General features: G+C 47.3%; 3 protein-coding genes and 1 pseudogene. 3 read left to right on the plus strand and 1 reads right to left on the minus strand.

The window, feature by feature from the left end; translation table 11 throughout:
* The 3 genes from HMPREF1024_RS02190 to HMPREF1024_RS02180 form a co-directional block, all read left to right on the plus strand.
* A partial coding sequence (locus HMPREF1024_RS02190; protein WP_009309757.1) for a transposase occupies positions 1–326 on the plus strand: 326 nt, incomplete at its 5' end.
* Positions 327–395: 69 nt separating this feature from the next.
* Positions 396–1358 carry a metallophosphoesterase gene (locus tag HMPREF1024_RS02185; protein ID WP_050543123.1) on the plus strand — a complete coding sequence of 321 codons (963 nt, stop codon included), beginning with the start codon at positions 396–398 and terminating at the stop codon, positions 1356–1358.
* 156 nt (positions 1359–1514) lie between these two features.
* Positions 1515–2177: an SDR family oxidoreductase gene (locus HMPREF1024_RS02180; protein ID WP_009309759.1), complete on the plus strand. Its 663-nt coding sequence runs from the start codon at positions 1515–1517 to the stop codon at positions 2175–2177.
* Positions 2178–2222: 45 nt separating this feature from the next.
* On the opposite strand, the pseudogene HMPREF1024_RS02175 reads toward HMPREF1024_RS02180, so the two are convergent.
* A pseudogene (locus HMPREF1024_RS02175) lies at positions 2223–2426 on the minus strand (IS5/IS1182 family transposase); the annotation flags it as partial.

Raw genomic sequence — 2426 nt, forward strand, 5'->3', positions numbered from 1 at the left:
CCCGGTTAGGCGAGGCGTTCGCTTATGCACTGAACCAGTGGGATGCCCTGTGTTACTACTGCGATGATGGTCTGGCAGAGCCGGATAATAACGCTGCTGAGCGCGCGCTACGAGCGGTCTGTCTGGGCAAGAAAAACTACATCTTCTTCGGCAGTGATCATGGTGGTGAACGTGGTGCCCTGCTGTATGGTCTGATCGGAACGTGCAGGCTGAACGGTATCGATCCAGAGGGTTACCTTCGCCATATCCTGAGCGTATTGCCGGAGTGGCCCATCAACAAAGTGGCCGAACTGCTGCCATGGAACGTAGATCTCACCAATAAATAGCCGTCAATACGGCGCTCACTTAACGCTTACGCAGATTTTCACCTGCTCAGTCGATTATTTTTTGGAACCATGTTCTCTCCAGAACTCCCTCAATTTCTAATGATTATGATTGGCTGGGGATTTGGTTTCATAGTTATTTTCTTTATGTTGTTAGTGATTAGAGACCTGATGCAGTTGATTAGATTTTGTCTCACCAGAAAAAAGTATCCCCTATTTATCCCTGTTTATCTTCTGCCTGTATTCGCATCGTCACTGTCAGGTATCGGTGTTTATCAGTCCGTGAAAGTACCTGATATTCGGGAAGTCGAGGTGAGAATTCAGGGATTGCATGAAGAATTTGACGGCTACCGTATCACTCAACTGACGGACCTTCACGTCAGCCGTCTTTTAACCGGTGACTGGCTGCGACAGGTGGTAGAAAAAACCAATGCTCTCGACTCCAGTTTGATCCTAATAACCGGCGATATCATCGACGGAACGGTTGAGGACAGACGGCCAGATGTCAGCTCACTTGCCATGCTAAAGGCCCCTGATGGTGTATTTGCCGTCACGGGTAATCATGAATATTACGTTGATGGTGCCCAATGGACTGCTGAGCTATCCAGGCTGGGTCTGCATTTTCTAAATAATGAACATACTGTTATTACTCACAAAGATGCAAAGCTGGTGCTGGCTGGTATCATCGATGAAGCTGCGGCTGAGTTTGGTGGAGCTGTCCCCGATCTCTCTGCTGCACTGTCCGGAATTGATACTTCCGGAAAAATTATTCTGATGAGTCACCGGCCTGATAATGCCCCACAAAGTGCCACAGCCGGTGTGTCGCTCCAGCTGTCTGGTCATACCCATGGAGGGATGGTGTACGGGTTCGATAAGCTTATCGCTAAAGCCAATAATGGCTTCGTTTCAGGTTTATATGATATTGGTCATATGTCGCTATATGTCAGTAATGGTACCGGTATCTGGAATGGTTTTCCTATACGGCTTGGCAAGCCGTCAGAAATCACCGTACTGACACTACGGTCTATTGATTGAGTTTAATTCAATATAGCATATCATCATGTTGAATATTTCGAGGACTGTTATCGTTTATGATTTAATTTAACTCAATTTGATCCTGTTGGTTTCTGTTAAATTCAGGCTGCTCAGATCAGATTGTTGAGTTCAACTGACAGTGTCCTGGGGACTAAAATGAACGGTTCAATTATCGTAAAGGGTCGTACGGCAGTTATTACTGGTGCGGCGAAAGGTATTGGCGCCGCCGCCGCAAAACGTTTATCTGAAGCGGGCATGAATCTGTGCCTCTTCGATAAGGATGAGAAGACTCTTCAGTCCTTCGCTGGCACTCTTGATTCTGAAATTCGTCTTGTTACAGGTAATGTGACAAGTCCGGAGGATATTGCGCGCCTTCGTGATACGGCTATAAATGAATTTGGTGATATTGCCTTGCTTATTAATAATGCGGCTATTTCGCACCGCAGCGGTCCATGGGGTGATCCAGATGACTGGCGCAGTCAGCTTGAAGGGAATTTATTCTCAATACTGAACGTCCAACACTTGTTCGTACCAGCAATGCTTAAGATGGACGGCCGAAGCGCAATCGTAAACCTTGGCTCGAAGCAGGGAATCACTACCCCGCCCGGGAACAATGCCTATAACGTTTCCAAAGCGGGGGTGAAAATAGTTACTGAGCAATTGGCCCATGATTTGTTTAAAGCATGTGGAAATAAAATAACTGCCCATCTTTTGGTTCCTGGTTATACCTGGACTCCTATGAATTTCCCTGAAATGGACGAACAACACGATGAGCAGCCAAAAGGAACATGGAAAGCTGAACAAGTGAGGCTTTGTTGAATAAATCAGATTTCGGGTAAGTCTCCCCCGTAGCGGGTTGTGTTTTCAGGCAATACGCACGCTTTCAGGCATACCTGCTTTCGTCATTTTGTTCAGCGCTCGTACCAGGGCCATAGCCTCCGCAACCTGACCATCGTAGTCACGCAGCGTCAGTGAACCCCCGAACAGCTGTTTTACCCGGTACATCGCCGTTTCCGCTATCGAGCGACGGTTGTAATCTGTTGTCCATTTCCACCGCGCATTACTCCC

It is taken from the genome of Klebsiella sp. 4_1_44FAA (assembly GCF_000238715.1).
Classification (GTDB): Bacteria; Pseudomonadota; Gammaproteobacteria; order Enterobacterales; family Enterobacteriaceae; genus Klebsiella; species Klebsiella pneumoniae.